The sequence below is a fragment of the Paraburkholderia sp. 22098 genome (genome assembly GCF_052045935.1).
GTDB classification, from domain to species: domain Bacteria; phylum Pseudomonadota; class Gammaproteobacteria; order Burkholderiales; family Burkholderiaceae; genus Paraburkholderia; species Paraburkholderia caledonica.
The window spans coordinates 243,437-259,636 of record NZ_JBQEPV010000003.1; the positions used below are offsets into that span (position 1 = coordinate 243,437).

A 16,200-nucleotide genomic window follows, 5' to 3' on the forward strand; every position below is an offset into this window, starting at 1 on the left:
AGTCAAAAGTACGCACGCGGCAAGGTGTCAGCGCAATGTCAGAAACCGTCCGCAAGACGCGGTTGCACATCGGCGAGCGCGACATCAGCGGTGCCTTCTGCGAGATGCACGGTGAGGCGGCGGCCAGGATTTAACGACGACGGCGCTCGCACCGCACGACCGGTTTGTGCATCGAGCACCGCGGCATAGCCACGCTCGAGCGTGCGCTGCGGACTCAGCACTTCGAGCCGTGCGGCCAGTGTCGAGATGCGCGCGACCTGACGCTCGTGTTGGCGTAACAGCGCGGCATCGAGCCGCTGCGTGAGATTGTCGAGTTTCGCCTGATGCGCGGCGAGGTCGGGACGCCAGCGCTGCCAACGGATGTGCAGCAACGAAAAACGCGCTCGAGCGTCGCGCACTGGTCGCGCGCCTGCCGACGAAAGCCGCGCGCTCAACTGCTGCAGGTGCATGCGTTGCCGCGCAAGACGCTCGGCTGGCGACACGAGCCGGCGCGCAAGCCAGTCGAGTTGCTGGGCGCGCCGCTCCATCATCCGGCCGAAGCCGCGAGCGAGCGCGGCGTGCCGATGATCGAGGTCGCGCAACAACAGCACGCGTTGGGGGCTGACGAGTTCGGCGGCGCCCGTGGGTGTCGGCGCGCGCATATCGGCGGCGAAATCGGCAATCGTAAAATCGGTCTCGTGACCGACGCCACTGACCACCGGAACCGCGCTTTCTGCAATCGCGCGAGCCAGCACTTCTTCGTTGAAGGCCCACAGATCTTCTATCGATCCGCCGCCACGGCATACGATCAACACGTCCACTTCGCGCCGCGCGCTGGCCGCATCGACCATCGCCGCCAGCTTTGCGCTCGCGCCCACGCCTTGCACCGGCGCCGGATAGACGATCACCGGAATATGCGGCGCGCGACGTAACAGCGTTGTAAGGACATCGCGCAGCGCCGCCGCCTGCAACGAGGTGACAATGCCGATTGCGCGCGGATGCGAAGGCAACGCGCGCTTGCGCTCTGCGGCGAAGAGTCCTTCGGCCTCCAGCTGCGCCTTGAGCCGCAGAAACGCTTCGTAAAGACGCCCCTGCCCGGTCCGCCGCACCGCTTCCACATTGAGCTGCAACTCGCCGCGCGGCTCGTACATCGTGACGAGGGCCCGCACTTCGATACGGTCGCCCTCTTTTGGCATGAACTCCGCGTACTGCGCACGGCCGCGGAACATCACACAACGCATTTGCGCCTGCGCGTCCTTGATTGAAAAGTACCAGTGACCGCTCGCGGCACGCGTGAAATTCGACACTTCTCCCGCGACCCACACGAGCGGAAACGAGCGTTCGAGCATGGTGCCGATCGCTCGGTTCAAAGCGGAAACTGGAACGACGACTTCGCCGCCGGGCAGCGTCGGCGAATTAAAAGAACTATCGGAATTCATGCAAGGAAACCTGTTGGGACTGGCCGGACAGACGATAGACCGAGCAGCCATCGGCGTCCAGCGGGCCGCGCAAATTGTCAAAAGTGTCCACATGTCGGGACTTACCAGGACGATGCCGCCAAAGAGGCCGCAGCACTACGGAAATCCGAACCATCTCGTTGATTTATATGAATTTTACTGATGGGCAATGAGAATGATTGCCGATGCGAAGCGCTTGCAACGGCCCTCGCGGCCCGATGGCGGGGCAGTTCTCCACAAAGTTATCCACAGGCCGCAAATAACCGGCTAAACGAAATGGGGGCGTAGGATCCAGTGCCCGCGACTTGCGGGCCGGGACGCGTGCGCGCTAGAGTGGCGGGTTGCACAGCACAGCACACCCGAGCGGCGCTTAGGCGCGATGTCGACCCGCCTGCGCCCTTTCGCGCTCGACCTGTGCTCAACTCGTGCTCAACACTTCGACCGTCCGGAGAATCGCGTTCATGCCTGTCCCGCGCATTGCCCCTGGCGCCTCCACGCCGCTGCTGCACCTCAACCGACCCGCGAGCAGCGCGCCGCTCGCCCACCTGCTTTGCCGATGAGCGGAATTTTCGATCGCCTGGAAACGCGAGTTGCCCGCGAGTGGCAACACCGCGGACCGCTCGCATGGTCGCTGACGCCCCTTGCCTGCATGTTCGGCGCAATCGCCGCGATGCGCCGCGCCGCATTCTCGCTCGGCTGGCTGAAGTCGGTGCGCGTGGGCGTGCCTGTGGTGGTGGTCGGCAATGTGACCGTCGGCGGCACCGGCAAGACGCCGACAGTGATCGCGCTAGTCGAAGCGTTGCGCGGCGTCGGCTTCAACCCTGGTGTCGTGTCGCGCGGTTACGGCGCGCGCGTGAAGACGCCGACGCCGGTGACGCCTGCATCGGCAGCAAGTGTCGGCGGCGACGAGCCACTGCTGATCTCGCGCCGCACCGGCGCGCCGGTCTGGGTGTGCCCGGATCGCGTGGCAGCTGCGCAGGCGCTGTGCGCGGCGCATCGGGACGTCGACGTGATTGTCAGCGACGACGGCCTCCAGCACTACCGGCTCGCACGCGACGCCGAACTGGTCGTATTCGATCACCGACTCGGCGGCAACGGTTTTCTGCTGCCGGCAGGACCGCTGCGCGAGCCGCTCTCGCGTCGTCGCGACGCCACGCTGATCAACGACCCGTACGCGAAAACGCTGCCTGCGTGGCCCAACACCTTCTCGCTGCAACTCGCACCGGCCGACGCGTGGCATCTCGAGAATCCCGCGCTGCGCCGGCCGCTCGCGCAGTTCAGCGGCGAGCGGGTGCTGGCCGCCGCGGGCATCGGTGCGCCGGAACGTTTCTTCGCTACCCTGCGCGCCGCGGGCCTTGCGCCCGAAACTCGCGCGCTGCCGGATCACTATGCTTTCGAGCGCAATCCTTTCACCGACGCTGAAGCCGATGCCATCCTGATAACCGAAAAGGATGCGGTAAAATTAGGTTCCTGGCGCGACGCGCGCATCTGGGTCGTTCCCGTTGAAGCCGCGCTCGATCATCGCCTCATTGCATTAGTTGTGGAGAAAGTCCGTGGACGCTCGCCTGCTTGAAATTCTCGTCTGCCCGATCTGCAAGGGCCCACTCAGCTACGACCGTGCCGCGCAGGAACTGATCTGCAACGCCGACAAGCTCGCGTATCCGATCCGCGACGGCATCCCCGTGATGCTGGTCGACGAGGCGCGTCAAACTGTCGAAGGCACGCCGGTCGACCTGAATCCGGGTTCGGTCGCCTAACGCGGGTCGGGCTAGCGAAGGGCATATCACGCAGACCGCGTTTTCGGTCAATGCAAGGCAGCAGGTAGCGCAAACCGCGCCGTGAGCGCGAATGCACGGCGGGCTGGTTTCTGTGCCCGTTGCATTGTCGATCTGCCGCCGGCGATGTCGAGTCCGCGTATCGGCCTTGTCTTGTGCTTTATCTCCTTCGCAAGCCGCGTTTGCTGGCTCACTCCCACCGCGTCCCTGCTCCCGTCCTCTCCACCCTTGCGCGCATCTCTCCGATGAATCACACCAACCCCGCCACGCCCCCGTTCATCGCCGTTGTGCCCGCGCGTCTGGCGTCGAGCCGATTACCCAACAAGCCGCTCGCCGATATCGGCGGTAAGCCGATGGTGGTGCGGGTCGCCGAACGCGCACGCGAGTCGGGCGCGCAGCAGGTGTTGATCGCGTCGGACGCGCAGTCGGTGCTCGATGCCGCCCGCGAGCATGGGTTCGACTCCGTGTTGACGCGCGCCGACCATCCGTCGGGCACGGACCGCCTTGCCGAGGTTGCGTCGCAATTCGGCTGGAGCGACGAGACGATCGTCGTCAACGTGCAAGGCGATGAACCGCTGATCGATCCGGCGCTCGTGTGCGGCGTCGCGTCGCACCTCGCGGCAAGTAACGACTGCGCGATCGCTACGGCCGCACATCCGATCGTCGACGCGGCGGAGATTTTCAATCCAAACGTGGTCAAGGTCGTGCTCGATGCGCGCGGCGTGGCACTGTACTTCTCGCGCGCGCCGATTCCCTGGGCACGCGACGCTTATCAGCCGCACTGGCCCGACGTCGCGTTGATGCCCGTGCCGCCCGCGCCCGCGGTGGTTCATCGGCACATCGGGCTGTATGCGTATCGCGCCAAGTTCCTGCGCACGTATCCCGATCTCGCGATCTCGCCTATCGAACAGGTCGAAGCGCTCGAGCAATTGCGCGCAATGTGGCACGGCGAGCGTATCGCGGTCCTGATCACGCCTGAGGTGCCGCTTCCGGGCGTGGACACGCCCGCGGATCTGGCGCGCGTGCGGGCTTTATTCGGGTCTTGAGCGCAAAAACCCATGGCATAATCGGACGCTTGTGCGCGCCTCCCGTTTTATTCGCGAGAGCCTGGGTTTGCCCGGCCGCGCCGTGTGTGTTTCTTGCAGCGCCGTCTTCGACGTGCAGCGCGAGACCAGACGGTAGCCGACGCGGGTCCCTCGCCCTCGTGGGATGCCTGCAGCGCCCCAAAGAATTCACATAGATCTGGAGATACACATGCGTTTGATCCTTTTGGGTGCGCCCGGCGCGGGTAAAGGCACTCAGGCAAACTTCATCAAGGAAAATTTCGGCATTCCGCAAATTTCCACCGGTGACATGCTGCGCGCGGCCGTCAAAGCTGGCACACCTCTCGGCCTGGAAGCAAAGCGCTTTATGGACGCAGGTGAACTGGTCACAGACGAACTGATCATCAACCTGGTGAAAGAGCGTCTGCAACAACCGGACTGCGCAAACGGCTATCTGTTCGACGGCTTTCCGCGCACTATTCCGCAAGCTGAGGCGATGAAGCAGGCAGGCGTCGCGATCGACTACGTGCTGGAAATCGACGTGCCGTTCGACGAGATCATCGTACGTATGAGCGGCCGCCGCTCGCACGCGGCGTCGGGCCGCACATATCACGTCAAGTTCAACCCGCCGAAGGTCGAAGGAATCGACGACGTCACCGGCGAGCCGCTGATCCAGCGCGAGGACGACAAGGAAGAAACGGTCAAGAAGCGTCTGCAAGTGTATGAAGCGCAGACCAAGCCGTTGATCGACTATTACAACGGTTGGGCGAAGAACGGCGACGCAAGCACACCGCTGCGGGCGCCGCAATACCGTCGCATTTCGGGCCTCGGCACGGTTGAGGAAATCCGCGACCGCGTGTTCGACGCGCTGAAGTAATCGGCCCCTTAGCCTTCGCTGACACAGAAAACCCGCCCCTTTCGGCGGGTTTTTTATTGTGTTTCCGCATGGACGTTTTTATTTGATCTCCGGCCATTGCGTTGTGGGATTATCAATAATTGAAAGCCGATCCAATCTGACTTACCTACCATATCGAGCAAAGGAGGAAACATGGAGATTCGCGACAACGTATTCCTGATCACCGGCGGTGCATCGGGTCTCGGGGCCGCCACCGCGCGCCTTCTCGCGGAGAACGGCGGCAAGGTCGTGCTGGCCGACCTCAATCAGGATGCCGGCGAGGCCCTTGCCAAAGAACTCGGCGGCATTTTCGTCAAATGCGACGTGAGCCGCGAAGACGACGCGACGCAAGCAGTTTCCGCTGCAACGAAGCTGGGCACGCTGCGCGGCCTCGTGAATTGCGCGGGCGTTGCGCCCGCCGTCAAAACGGTCGGCAAAGACGGCCCGCATCCGCTCGACTCGTTCACGCGCACGATCTCGATCAACCTGATCGGCACGTTCAACATGATCCGGCTCGCGGCTACGGCCATGTCGAAGAACGAGCCGAACGCGAACGGCGAACGCGGCGTGATCATCAATACGGCCTCGGTCGCCGCATACGACGGTCAGATCGGTCAGGCGGCTTACGCGGCGTCGAAGGGCGGCGTGGTCGGCATGACCCTGCCTATCGCGCGCGACCTGTCGCGCAATGCGATCCGCGTCATGACAATCGCGCCGGGCATCTTCGAAACGCCGATGCTGCTCGGCATGCCGCAAGAGGTGCAGGACGCGCTCGGCGCAATGGTGCCGTTCCCGCCGCGCCTCGGAAAGCCGGCGGAATACGCCATGCTTGCCAAGCAGATTTTCGATAATCCGATGCTCAATGGCGAAGTGATCCGTCTTGACGGCGCCATTCGCATGCAGCCGAAGTAACAACCGCCTGCGCCGCGAATTCCGGCGGCGACAACGAAAAACGCCTGCACATGACGCATGTGCAGGCGTTTTATTTTCAAGCGCTCGCGAGCGCCGTTCGCTATTTGCTGTCTGCTAGTCGCGATCGTTATGCTGCGTTCGCTGACGCAGTTCCTGCAACTGCGACTCGACGACCGTGGCGTCTTCGGCATCCGGGCGCTCGCCCAGATAGCGTTCGAGGTCTTCGAGTGCCGGGCGCAGATAGTCGAGGCGCGCGTACGCGAATCCGCGGTCGCGAATCTCTTCGATACTCTCGGGCAGCAATATAGCGAGGCGCTGCTGGACGGCAAGCAGGCGCTGCCAGCGCTCCGTCTGCAGATACGTGGACTTCAGATTGCGCAACATACGCGCGATGATTTCGCGTCGCGTGGCCGGCTGCAGCAGCATGCGCAGCGCTCTGCTCACCGATTCTCCAGCCGACGCGACATACGGCTCCAGCATGTCGACCATTTCCGACTCCGACAGCGAATGTCCGCTAGTCGGATCGAGCATCACGTCGCCGTCAGGTGTCGTTACGCGTAGCAGGAAGTGTCCGGGAAACGACACGCCGCGCGCCGGGATGCCAACCTGCTCCGCCATCTCCAGATACAGGACGGCCAGCGAAATCGGAATGCCGCGGCGACGCTTGAGCACAGCGTTCAGGTGGCTGTTGTCCGGGTCGTAATAGTCGTTCAGATTGCTCGCGAATCCGAGCTCGCGGAAGAAAAACCGGTTCAAAACGCCGACCTTTTGACGGATATCGGCGTCCTCCGGCATGCGGCGCTGCAGGCGCACCACGAGTTCGTCGATCTCGGCCAGCGTGCCTTGCAAGTCGAGATCGGGATAAGCATCTTGCGCGAGCGAGAGCGCCGCCTCGGTCAGCGGCAAGCTTTCGTCTTCTGCGACGAGCGTGCTGAAATAGTCGAGAACCCGCGTCATCGTAATCACTTCACTCGCCTTTTGAAATACGCGTATTTGAAGCCCATCAGCCAAAGCATACCGAAATATAGCGCGGCGAACAGCACGAGGCAGGCGCCCAGCAGCGCGATACGGTCGATCGGCCGGTCATGCATGCCGATCCAATCGAAGCTCTGAGCAAGCCAATGCATCAGGCCGGCCAGCACGAGGCACGCACCGAGCAACTGCACAAAAAACTTGAGCCAGCCGCTCGACGGCATATAGATACCGCGCTTGCGCAATCCGAGAAACAGCAACAGCGCGTTGCCGCAAGCCCCGAGCCCGACACTCAGCGTGAGCCCTGCATGCGCGAAAATCGGCACGAACACATAGTTGCTCAACTGCGTGAGGACCAGCACGCCGATGCCGATTTTCACCGGCGTCTTGATGTCCTGCTTCGCGTAAAAGCCCGGCGCGAGAATCTTGATCAGAATCAGGCCGATCAGGCCGACGCCGTAGGCGGCAAGCGCACGCCCCACCATGACGACCGAGTTGCCGTCGAACTTGCCATAGTGAAACAGCGTGGCCGTCAACGGCTCAGCGAAGAAGAAGAGCGCGACTGCGCTTGGCGCGGCCAGCAGGAACGTGACGCGCAAGCCCCAGTCGAGCAGCGACGAATATTCGTGAGGGTCGGCGTCGACATGCGCCTTCGAGAGACTTGGCAGCAGGATCGTGCCAAGCGCCACACCGAGCAACGCGGTTGGGAATTCCATCAGCCGGTCGGCGTAGTTGATCCACGAGACGGCGCCCGGCCCGATGCGCGACGCGATATTCGTGTTGATGATGAGGCTGATCTGCGCGACGGACACAGCGAACATCGCCGGCACCATCTTCGAAAGCACGCGCTTCACGCCGCGATGCGCGAGCGCGCGAACCGGATTGAGGCCGATGCGCGGCACCATGTCGATCTTTTTCAGACCAGGCAACTGCACGAGGAACTGCAACAGACCGCCCACGATCACGGCCCACGCGAGCGCATAGACCGGCGTGTGCATTCGCGGCGCAAAGAACACCGCGGCGACGATGAACGCGACGTTGAGCAAAACCGGCGCGAACGCGGGCAGCGAAAAGTTCTTGTACGTGTTCAGAACGCTCGACGCGAGAGACGTGAGCGAAATGAAGATGATGTACGGGAACATGATGCGGGTCATCGTGACCGCGAGCGCGTAGGCCTGGCCTTCGTGGGCGAGGCCAGAGGCAACCACGAATACGACGCCCGACGCGCCCAGGACGCCGATCAGCGACAGCACGGCGAGCGCCCAGGCAAGCACCGTCGAAGTGGCGTCGACGAGCGCCTTCGTGGCGTCGTGCCCCTGCTGATTCTTGAACTCGGCGAGGATCGGCACGAAGGCCTGCGAGAACGCGCCTTCGGCGGAAATGCGGCGCAGCAGATTCGGAATTCGGAAGGCGACGTAGAACGCGTCAGTGTATTGACTGGCGCCGAACGCGCGGGCGATCAGCGTTTCGCGGGCCAGTCCGGTCACGCGCGACAACAGCGTGAAGCCGCTGACCGTCAGCAGGGCTCGGAATAGATTCATGGGGCGCTTATTATAAGGGTGCCGCAGATGCGGACGACGAGCCGGAAGCGATTCGGACCGATTTACCCGGCAGACGTTCGCGGCGCGGCGGCGAATTGCGTCGTTTTTTGTTGCCCCGCGCACGGGCGGTTGCAAATGACTTGCGTCCGCGGACAGCGTTGGGGCCTCGGTCACGGAGATCCTGCCGACCAAGGCGCGGCACGCAGGCAGCGCATTCCCGTTGCCACGTCCATGATTTTGTTGCTATAATCGCCGGTTTCGAAGCTCGCTCAGTTCGCGGACGGCTTCCGGATAGGGCTGAGGCTGGCACCAGGTTATCTGCTACCAGTCTGCAATACGCCGGAACATGGCGCCGCAAACATCGGCCCGCCTTCGCGTAGTTCGACCGTTTTTCGACACTTTTGCGCTCTTGGGCAATCGCTTCCAAGAGTTCGGATCTAAAAGCAGCGCCTCACCACTTGAAGGTCAGGTACTGGAAACAGGAACAGGATAAGGAACCGTCATGGCTAACTCCGCACAAGCACGCAAGCGCGCCCGCCAGGCCGCCAAGGCAAACTCGCACAACTCGGCACTGCGCTCGAAGTTCCGCACGGCTATCAAGGCAGTGCGCAAGGCGATCGACGCCGGCGACAAGGCTAAGGCTGCTGAAATCTTCCAGGCATCGTCGAAGACCATCGACATCATCGCCGACAAGAAAATCGTTCACAAAAACAAGGCAGCTCGCCATAAGAGCCGCCTCGCCGCAGCCATCAAGGGTCTGCAGGCGTCCGCAGCACAGTAATTCCGGTCAGCCCGCTTCGGCGGGCTACCTCCTGTTTCCGCTGCGCATGAAAGCCCGCTTTGGCGGGCTTTTTTTGTTGGCTGCGCGAGACTAGAGAAGGGCTCGCGGCTCTGCCCCCCAACGCCGACACAAAAAAACCCGCGAGCAGCGGGTTTTTTGCATTCTGAAAAGCCAGCGCAGCGCGCCTCAAATGAAGTGTCGTTTGGTTTGCGGCGGCGGAGCATGCTCGAGTTCGAGTTCGCACGCTTCGGTCACCACGAGGTCGTTGTCTTTCGCGAAGTTCATGACGAAGTCGAACGCCATGGGCTCGATGTCCCGCAAGCGCGAATCGAGAATCACGCACTTGAGGTCGCCAATCATGGTTGGCCGGACGTACACCGAGTACTGCATGTAGGCGTGCGGACCTTTCCGCGCACCCGGCCCGAAAGATGACATCACACCCGCGAGCCGCTCCGACCAGTCGCTCGGCCGGAATTTCTTTCCCGTCGACGTGATGCCCTGAATGAAATATTCGGTTGGAGCTGCTTCGGCCATGTAGGAATACCTGTGTGACTGCCCAGCGGACGACGGCGACAGCAAGCGATAAAATGGATTTTGAAACCCTGAGCCTCGCGTGTGAGCCGCTCCAGAGCGCCGCGCCGGCGGAGACCGTGAGGCGGGTTGAGCCGCTGTGACGCACGTGGAGACGGCGCACCGCGAACTGCCCTTCCGAACCGCGCGAGCCATACGAGCCGTGCCCCCGCCGAAGCGAAGCACCGGCCTGCTGGGCCTTGGAATAACCCGCAGATTATAGCGCAGCAGGCCTTTTTCCGCACTGCACACAAGCTCGTTCCGACAGCACACCGAACCTTTCAAAGCGCTTTTCCGGCCTTTTCGCCGACTCGTCAAATGAGGCGAAATCCTTTATGCTGCATTGAGTTACCACATAACGACGGCGGCGCCGTCCGGCAATCCTGCCGGGTGAGACCGCCGTATTTGTTTCATGACCGCCAAGAAAATTCGCCACTATCTGCAGTTCAAGGATTTCTCGCTAGACGACTACGAGTACGTGCTGGAGCGCGCGCGAATTCTGAAGCGCAAGTTCAAGAACTACGAGACTTACCATCCGCTGCACGACCGCACGCTGGCGATGATCTTCGAAAAGAATTCGACTCGCACACGCCTCTCGTTCGAAGCCGGTATTTTCCAGTTGGGCGGCCATGCCGTCTTCATGAGCACGCGCGACACGCAATTGGGTCGCGGCGAACCGATCGAAGACGCAGCGCAAGTGATCTCGCGCATGGTCGATATCATCATGATCCGCACGTTCGGACAGGACATTATTCAGCGGTTTGCCGAAAATTCGCGCGTGCCGGTGATCAACGGTCTCACAAACGAATATCACCCGTGCCAGGTGCTGGCCGACATTTTCACGTACTTCGAGCATCGCGGTCCGATTCGCGGCAAAACGGTTGCGTGGGTCGGGGACGCCAATAACATGCTGTACACATGGATTGAAGCCGCGCAGATTCTCGGCTTCAAGCTGCGCCTGTCCACGCCGCCGGGTTACAAGCTCGACCGCGCGTTGGTCGCAGCGGAGAGCGCGCCGTTCTTCCAGGAGTTCGACGATCCGAACGAAGCTTGTGCAGGTGCCGATCTGGTCACTACCGACGTGTGGACCAGCATGGGCTTCGAAGCGGAAAACGAAGCGCGCAAGAAGGCCTTTGCCGATTGGTGCGTCGACGCGGAGATGATGTCGCGCGCCAATGCGGACGCCCTCTTCATGCACTGCCTGCCAGCCCACCGCGGCGAAGAGGTGAGCGCGGAAGTGATCGACGGTCCGCAAAGCGTCGTATGGGACGAGGCCGAAAACCGTCTCCACGTGCAGAAGGCGTTGATGGAATATCTGCTGCTGGGCAAGCTCAATCACTGAGCCGACCGCTTTGCAGCCACTGCGTGAGGCGCGGCCGCGCGTCGACTGAGCGGCAAGGCATCGGCGCCGGGGCCTCGCACAACATCCAATGCGCCGCTGCACTTCCAGTCGACAATCGGGCCGCAAGTGAGCGCGCAAATGCGCCGTCACCCGGTCGTAGAAGCCGCAAAATGCGGCCACGCAGCCGTTTAGTGTCAAAATAGTTGTTTTCCGCGCTCCGGGACCGCCGGCGCGCCTTGTTTTCCCGCTTTTTCCAGCTACGAGTTCACCATGAGCGATATCAAGAAAGTCGTGCTCGCCTATTCGGGCGGCCTCGACACCTCCGTCATCCTGAAGTGGTTGCAGGACAACTACGACGCCGAAGTCGTCACGTTCACGGCCGACATCGGCCAAGGCGAAGAGCTGGAACCGGCGCGCAAGAAGGCACTGCAACTCGGCATCAAGCAGGAAAACATCTTCATTGAAGACCTGCGCGAAGAATTCGTGCGCGACTTCGTGTTCCCGATGTTCCGCGCGAACACGATTTACGAAGGCGAGTACCTGCTGGGCACGTCGATCGCGCGTCCGCTGATTGCCAAGCGTCAGATCGAAATCGCGCGCGCCACCGGCGCGGAGGCGGTATCACATGGCGCAACCGGAAAGGGCAACGACCAGGTTCGGTTCGAACTCGGCTACTACGCGCTCGAGCCGGGCATCAAGGTGATCGCGCCGTGGCGTGAATGGGATCTGCTGTCACGCGAAAAGCTGCTCGCCTACGCGGAAAAAGCTGGAATTCCGATCGAAATGAAGCACAAGCAAGGCGGCGCGCCGTATTCGATGGACGCGAACCTGTTGCACATCTCGTTCGAAGGCCGTCATCTGGAAGACCCGAAAGCGGAAGCCGAAGCCGACATGTGGCGTTGGACCGTGTCGCCCGAACAGGCGCCGGATCAGGCCGAATACGTCGATATCGAATACGAGCACGGCGACCCGGTCGCGCTGAACGGCAAGCGCCTCTCGGCAGCGGAAATGCTCACCGAGTTGAACCGTCTTGGCGGCAAGCACGGCATCGGCCGTCTCGACCTGGTGGAAAACCGCTATGTAGGCATGAAGTCGCGCGGCTGCTATGAAACGCCGGGCGGCACGATCATGTTGAAGGCGCACCGCGGCATCGAGTCGATTACGCTCGACCGTGAAGTCGCGCACCTGAAAGACGACCTGATGGCCCGCTACGCGTCGCTGATTTATAACGGCTACTGGTGGAGCCCGGAGCGTCGCGCGATTCAGGTGCTGATCGACCACACGCAGGAGAAAGTCAACGGCTGGGTGCGCGTGAAGCTGTACAAGGGCAGCGTGTCGGTGGTCGCTCGCGATTCGAAGGAAACGCTGTTCGACAAGACCATTGCAACGTTCGACGACGACGGCGGCGCCTACAATCAGGCCGACGCCGGCGGCTTCATCAAGCTGAACGCTTTGCGTATGCGCATCGCGGAGAACGCCCGCCGTCAGCGCTGCTAAGCCAGAAGCTTCGGCGAGGGCCACTTCGCGCCGTGTGAAGTTCAGCGCCGACACATGCACTCGGCGCGGCGCACGGTAGCGGACGGCGACGACCCGAGCCGCGACCGACGCGTGATGTGCTACAGCGCGGCTGACGCCGCAACGCAGGCATACAAAAAGGCGCCGGGGCCAAAAAGCCCCGGCGCCTTTATTTTTTCCTTACCGTCAGACGGTTAGCGGCTTGTCAGACCGGCTCACGCCGCCCGTAATCACACGCAAACGGGCTCGGCTTCAAGTTCGACGCCAAATCTCGCCTGCACATCGCGTTGAATTGCTCGTGCAAGCGCCAGCACATCCGCCCCGCTCGCACCGCCACGATTGACCAGCACCAGCGCCTGGCGCTCGTGAACGCCGGCGGCGCCCAGCGCACGGCCCTTCCACCCGCAACGGTCGATCAGCCACCCTGCCGCAAGTTTCACGCGCCCGTCGGGCTGCGCGTACGAAATCACGTCCGGCTCGCTGCTTTTCAGCGCCTCGAACTGCGCGGCGTCTATCACCGGATTCTTGAAGAAGCTCCCTGCGTTACCCAGTTCAAGCGGATCGGGCAATTTGGCGCGCCGCACCGCGACGACGGCGTCGAAGATCGCCTTTGCGTCGGGCTGCTCGCCATTGGCGGCATAGCCGTTCGCGGCGAGTTCACGCGCCAGGTCTGCATAACCCGCGCGCGGTTGCCACACCTTCGGCAAACGGAAAACGACCGACGTGATGACGAAACGATCGCGCCCTTCGCGCTTGAAAAAGCTGTCGCGGTAGCCGAACGCGCAGGCCTGCGCATCGAACTCGACCGTCTTACCCGACGCAAGCTCGACGGCCCGCAGCGACGCGAAGCGCTCGCACATCTCGAGGCCGTACGCGCCGATGTTCTGGATCGGCGCCGCGCCCACCGTCCCGGGAATCAGCGCAAGATTTTCGAGACCGGGTAGCCCTTGAGCGAGAGTCCACGCAACGAAGTCGTGCCACGGTTCGCCGGCCGCCGCTTCGACATACACGGCGTCGGCGTCTTCGCGCACGATCCGGCGCCCGCGCAAGGCCACGAGCAGCACCAGTCCAGCGAAGTCGTCTGTCAGCACGACATTGCTGCCGCCGCCGAGCACGAGACGCGGTAAGCCGGCCGCGCGCGGGTCGCGCACCGCGGCGAGCAATTGCGCTTCGCGCTCGATGCGGCAAGCCCACTGCGAGCGGACATCGAAGCCGAAAGTGTTGTGGGCCTTGAGCGGATAGCCGGCAACGAACTCGGCGGAATCGGCGGAATCGGTGTGAGACATTGGATGAGAACTATCGGGCGACGAGCCGAAAACGGCTTCGGGCTGCGGCCGCGCGGCGGCCTTAGGCAAATGGGGGCGGCGTCGGTAAAATGACATCGGTCCGTGATTATAGCGAGTGCCACACGACGAGCCGACCGGCTGCGTCGCGCACCGCCGCACTATTGGGAGAATGCAATGCCATCGTTTGACGTCGTCTGCGAAGCGAACATGATCGAAGTCAAGAACGCGATCGAGCAGTCCAACAAGGAAATCTCAACCCGCTTCGACTTCAAAGGGTCCGACGCGCGCGTCGAACACAAGGAAAACGAAATCACCGCCTACGCAGACGATGACTTCAAGCTGGGCCAGGTGAAAGACGTGCTGCTGTCGAAAATGGCGAAGCGCAACGTGGACGTGCGCTTTCTCGACTACGGCAAGATCGAGAAAATCGGCGGCGACAAGGTCAAGCAGGTCATCAAGATCAAGAAAGGCGTGTCCGGCGATCTGTCGAAGAAAATCGTGCGACTCGTGAAGGACAGCAAGATCAAGGTTCAGGCGAGCATTCAGGGCGACGCGGTTCGCGTCACCGGAACAAAGCGCGACGATTTGCAAAGCGTGATTGCGATGTTGCGCAAGGACGTGACCGACACGCCGCTCGACTTCAACAACTTCCGCGACTGAGCGTTTGTTCAAGAAGCGCCACAGCGCGTAAGCCATGGCGGGCGCTGCAGCGGCGAGCGCATTGCAAAACGCAAGCAACAGTTGCAAAGGCATGGCACCCGCAGCACGCAGCCGCGCGCGGCCGCAACCCAGCCGCTCAACGATCCTCGCCCGCGCTCGCAGCCGCAGCCGCCTTTTTCTTGTCGCCGATGCGGCTTTCCTCGCCGCGCATCAGCTTGGCGATGTTGCCGCGATGACGCCACACGAGCAGCGAGCTCATCACGACAATGGCCAGCGCAATGATGTGCGGCCCGAATAGGAAGCCGTCGAAGATCGGCGCGAATACTGCCGCCGCCAAGGCGGCGAGCGACGAATAGCGCGTGAAGAACGCCACGATCAGCCACGTCAGCAGCGTTGCCAAGCCGAGGATCGGGTTGATCGCGAGCAGCACACCGGCTGCCGTTGCCACGCCCTTGCCGCCCTTGAAGCGGAAGAACACCGGATACAGGTGGCCCAGAAACACGGCGACGCACGCAATCGCCACCGACGTATCGTCGAGCCCGTAATGGGCGCCGAAATGCACGACGAACCACACCGGCAGCCAGCCTTTGAACGCGTCGCCGATCAACGTCAGGATCGCGGCCTTCTTGCTGCCGCTGCGCAATACGTTCGTCGCACCGGGGTTGCCCGAGCCGTAGGAGCGCGGGTCGTCGAGCCCCATCGCGGCGCTCACGATCACGGCGAACGACACCGAACCGATCAGGTAGGCAACGACAGCAACGATCAGGTTTTGCATCTGTGACTCTTAAAAGGATCGGCGGTCTGCAACTGGATACCTCAACCGCTCGGGGAACGAAAATCGCAACGGAACGTGACGCAATGCAGCGGACCAAAGAGGCGGACCGAGCGGCGCACATTCTACCGAACGCGCGCTCGCTACGAACATTCAAGCAAACGTCAATCGACGCTCGCGCACTGCACCGGCTTCGCTGCCAGCAGGTCGGTGAGCACCTTCGGCTCGATGCTGATGAGAAAGCCGCGCCGGCCGCCGTTCAGCCAGATTCTTTCCATCTCGAGAATGCTCGACTCCACGTACACCGGCATCTGCTTGCGCGTGCCGAACGGCGAGGTTCCGCCGATCAGATAGCCGGAGTGACGATTCGCCACCTCGGGCTTGCACGGCTCGACGCGCTTCGCGCCAATCTGCCGCGCGAGGTTCTTGGTACTGACAGTACGGTCGCCATGCATGAGGACGATGAGCGGCTTGGCATGCTCGTCTTCCATGACGAGCGTTTTCACCACATGATGTTCGTCCACGCCCAGCTGGCGCGCCGATTCACCTGTGCCGCCATGCTCGACATAATCGTATGGATGCTCGCCGAAAACGACGCCGTGACGGCGCAGGAACTGCGTGGCAGGCGTTTCGGATACGTGTCTGGATTTGCTCATCGGCGCATTGTAATGGCGAGTTTGCGCAACGGCTATTTGCCGAA

16 protein-coding genes are annotated in these 16,200 nt (G+C 62.3%); 9 read left to right on the top strand and 7 right to left on the bottom strand.

Annotated elements, in window-relative coordinates; all coding sequences use genetic code 11:
* Nucleotides 1-38: 38 nt before the first annotated feature.
* On the bottom strand, nt 39-1,418 hold the full coding sequence (gene xseA / locus ACTJLB_RS07775) for an exodeoxyribonuclease VII large subunit (protein WP_440782959.1): 1,380 nt from the start codon (nt 1,416-1,418) through the stop codon (nt 39-41).
* 574 nt (nt 1,419-1,992) lie between these two features.
* Here xseA and lpxK point away from each other — a divergent pair.
* The 5 genes from lpxK to ACTJLB_RS07800 all read left to right on the top strand — a co-directional run bounded on the left by lpxK (nt 1,993) and on the right by ACTJLB_RS07800 (nt 6,061).
* On the top strand, nt 1,993-3,009 hold the full coding sequence (gene lpxK / locus ACTJLB_RS07780; RefSeq protein WP_310067646.1) for a tetraacyldisaccharide 4'-kinase: 1,017 nt from the start codon (nt 1,993-1,995) through the stop codon (nt 3,007-3,009).
* Nucleotides 2,990-3,193, top strand: a complete 204-nt coding sequence (locus tag ACTJLB_RS07785; protein WP_007180583.1) for a Trm112 family protein — start codon at nt 2,990-2,992, stop codon at nt 3,191-3,193. Before lpxK ends, ACTJLB_RS07785 begins: the two co-directional genes overlap by 20 nt.
* Nucleotides 3,194-3,456: 263 nt before the next feature.
* Complete coding sequence (gene kdsB / locus ACTJLB_RS07790) at nt 3,457-4,257, top strand: 3-deoxy-manno-octulosonate cytidylyltransferase (RefSeq protein WP_440782960.1); 801 nt, start codon at nt 3,457-3,459, stop codon at nt 4,255-4,257.
* 208 nt (nt 4,258-4,465) lie between these two features.
* On the top strand, nt 4,466-5,131 hold the full coding sequence (gene adk, locus ACTJLB_RS07795) for an adenylate kinase (RefSeq protein ID WP_440782961.1): 666 nt from the start codon (nt 4,466-4,468) through the stop codon (nt 5,129-5,131).
* Between the two features lie 171 nt (nt 5,132-5,302).
* Complete coding sequence (locus ACTJLB_RS07800) at nt 5,303-6,061, top strand: 3-hydroxyacyl-CoA dehydrogenase (RefSeq protein ID WP_440782962.1); 759 nt, start codon at nt 5,303-5,305, stop codon at nt 6,059-6,061.
* A gap of 114 nt (nt 6,062-6,175) precedes the next feature.
* Here ACTJLB_RS07800 and ACTJLB_RS07805 read toward each other — a convergent pair whose 3' ends face one another.
* Complete coding sequence (locus ACTJLB_RS07805) at nt 6,176-7,018, bottom strand: SirB1 family protein (protein WP_027778942.1); 843 nt, start codon at nt 7,016-7,018, stop codon at nt 6,176-6,178.
* 5 nt (nt 7,019-7,023) lie between these two features.
* The gene (murJ, locus tag ACTJLB_RS07810) at nt 7,024-8,574 is read right to left on the bottom strand and encodes a murein biosynthesis integral membrane protein MurJ (protein WP_087752904.1); all 1,551 of its coding nucleotides are present in this window, start codon (nt 8,572-8,574) and stop codon (nt 7,024-7,026) included.
* A gap of 502 nt (nt 8,575-9,076) precedes the next feature.
* Here murJ and rpsT point away from each other — a divergent pair.
* Entirely contained in the window at nt 9,077-9,355 is a 279-nt protein-coding gene (rpsT, locus tag ACTJLB_RS07815) for a 30S ribosomal protein S20 (RefSeq protein ID WP_020069158.1), read from the top strand.
* Nucleotides 9,356-9,541: 186 nt separating this feature from the next.
* Here rpsT and ACTJLB_RS07820 read toward each other — a convergent pair whose 3' ends face one another.
* Nucleotides 9,542-9,889 carry a DUF3579 domain-containing protein gene (locus ACTJLB_RS07820; protein ID WP_020069159.1) on the bottom strand — a complete coding sequence of 116 codons (348 nt, stop codon included), beginning with the start codon at nt 9,887-9,889 and terminating at the stop codon, nt 9,542-9,544.
* A 448-nt stretch (nt 9,890-10,337) separates the two neighbouring features.
* Between ACTJLB_RS07820 and argF the strand changes: the two genes are divergently transcribed.
* Together argF and ACTJLB_RS07830 are read left to right on the top strand one after the other, a co-directional pair.
* The gene (gene argF, locus ACTJLB_RS07825; RefSeq protein WP_020069160.1) at nt 10,338-11,267 is read left to right on the top strand and encodes an ornithine carbamoyltransferase; all 930 of its coding nucleotides are present in this window, start codon (nt 10,338-10,340) and stop codon (nt 11,265-11,267) included.
* Between the two features lie 270 nt (nt 11,268-11,537).
* Nucleotides 11,538-12,764: an argininosuccinate synthase gene (locus tag ACTJLB_RS07830; protein ID WP_440782963.1), complete on the top strand. Its 1,227-nt coding sequence runs from the start codon at nt 11,538-11,540 to the stop codon at nt 12,762-12,764.
* A 248-nt stretch (nt 12,765-13,012) separates the two neighbouring features.
* On the opposite strand, the gene murB is transcribed toward ACTJLB_RS07830, so the two are convergent.
* Nucleotides 13,013-14,068 carry a UDP-N-acetylmuramate dehydrogenase gene (gene murB, locus ACTJLB_RS07835; protein ID WP_440782964.1) on the bottom strand — a complete coding sequence of 352 codons (1,056 nt, stop codon included), beginning with the start codon at nt 14,066-14,068 and terminating at the stop codon, nt 13,013-13,015.
* Nucleotides 14,069-14,242: 174 nt separating this feature from the next.
* On the opposite strand from murB, the gene ACTJLB_RS07840 reads away from it, so the two are divergent.
* On the top strand, nt 14,243-14,728 hold the full coding sequence (locus ACTJLB_RS07840) for a YajQ family cyclic di-GMP-binding protein (protein WP_020069163.1): 486 nt from the start codon (nt 14,243-14,245) through the stop codon (nt 14,726-14,728).
* A 136-nt stretch (nt 14,729-14,864) separates the two neighbouring features.
* On the opposite strand, the gene plsY is transcribed toward ACTJLB_RS07840, so the two are convergent.
* Nucleotides 14,865-15,503 carry a glycerol-3-phosphate 1-O-acyltransferase PlsY gene (plsY, locus tag ACTJLB_RS07845; protein ID WP_440782965.1) on the bottom strand — a complete coding sequence of 213 codons (639 nt, stop codon included), beginning with the start codon at nt 15,501-15,503 and terminating at the stop codon, nt 14,865-14,867.
* 161 nt (nt 15,504-15,664) lie between these two features.
* Nucleotides 15,665-16,156, bottom strand: coding sequence for a Cys-tRNA(Pro) deacylase (gene ybaK, locus ACTJLB_RS07850; RefSeq protein ID WP_310352756.1), 492 nt, complete (start codon nt 16,154-16,156; stop codon nt 15,665-15,667).
* Between the last annotated feature and the right edge of the window lie 44 nt (nt 16,157-16,200).

Coding starts and splice junctions, on each gene's coding strand:
- xseA (WP_440782959.1), bottom strand. CDS start 1,418: ATGAATTCCGATAGTTCTTTTAATTCGCCGACGCTGCCCGGCGGCGAA.
- lpxK (WP_310067646.1), top strand. CDS start 1,993: ATGAGCGGAATTTTCGATCGCCTGGAAACGCGAGTTGCCCGCGAGTGG.
- kdsB (WP_440782960.1), top strand. CDS start 3,457: ATGAATCACACCAACCCCGCCACGCCCCCGTTCATCGCCGTTGTGCCC.
- adk (WP_440782961.1), top strand. CDS start 4,466: ATGCGTTTGATCCTTTTGGGTGCGCCCGGCGCGGGTAAAGGCACTCAG.
- ACTJLB_RS07800 (WP_440782962.1), top strand. CDS start 5,303: ATGGAGATTCGCGACAACGTATTCCTGATCACCGGCGGTGCATCGGGT.
- ACTJLB_RS07805 (WP_027778942.1), bottom strand. CDS start 7,018: ATGACGCGGGTTCTCGACTATTTCAGCACGCTCGTCGCAGAAGACGAA.
- murJ (WP_087752904.1), bottom strand. CDS start 8,574: ATGAATCTATTCCGAGCCCTGCTGACGGTCAGCGGCTTCACGCTGTTG.
- rpsT (WP_020069158.1), top strand. CDS start 9,077: ATGGCTAACTCCGCACAAGCACGCAAGCGCGCCCGCCAGGCCGCCAAG.
- ACTJLB_RS07820 (WP_020069159.1), bottom strand. CDS start 9,889: ATGGCCGAAGCAGCTCCAACCGAATATTTCATTCAGGGCATCACGTCG.
- argF (WP_020069160.1), top strand. CDS start 10,338: ATGACCGCCAAGAAAATTCGCCACTATCTGCAGTTCAAGGATTTCTCG.
- ACTJLB_RS07830 (WP_440782963.1), top strand. CDS start 11,538: ATGAGCGATATCAAGAAAGTCGTGCTCGCCTATTCGGGCGGCCTCGAC.
- murB (WP_440782964.1), bottom strand. CDS start 14,068: ATGTCTCACACCGATTCCGCCGATTCCGCCGAGTTCGTTGCCGGCTAT.
- ACTJLB_RS07840 (WP_020069163.1), top strand. CDS start 14,243: ATGCCATCGTTTGACGTCGTCTGCGAAGCGAACATGATCGAAGTCAAG.
- plsY (WP_440782965.1), bottom strand. CDS start 15,503: ATGCAAAACCTGATCGTTGCTGTCGTTGCCTACCTGATCGGTTCGGTG.
- ybaK (WP_310352756.1), bottom strand. CDS start 16,156: ATGAGCAAATCCAGACACGTATCCGAAACGCCTGCCACGCAGTTCCTG.